Genomic DNA, 288 nt, shown 5'->3' on the forward strand with positions numbered 1-288 from the left:
AACCACGCTGAATCTGTCGCTGTTCCTCAAAGATCCGGCAACCACAACGGCACAACCGCAAACGCTGGCGCAGGAAGTCGACCGCTCCGTGAAATCGCTGGATGCGAAACTGGCAATTCCAATGGACATGGCGGTCGAGTTTATGACGCAGATAGCAAAGCTGGAAGGCTATCAGCAGGATGATGCGGAAAAACTGGCAAAACAGCAGGTGCAGGGGCTGTCCGCAATGGGTCAGATGTTCCGACTGACAACGCTGAAGGATAATACTATCGCCTCCAGTTTGCAGTA

The 288-nt window shown here is 53.1% G+C and carries 1 protein-coding gene; it reads left to right on the forward strand.

What is annotated here, in order from left to right; translation table 11 throughout:
- The coding region (locus J4G32_RS21090) for a DUF945 family protein (RefSeq protein WP_210497654.1) at window positions 1–288 on the forward strand (288 nt) is incomplete at both ends.

This window comes from Microvirga antarctica, assembly GCF_017921815.1.
Classification (GTDB): Bacteria; Pseudomonadota; Alphaproteobacteria; order Rhizobiales; family Beijerinckiaceae; genus Microvirga; species Microvirga antarctica.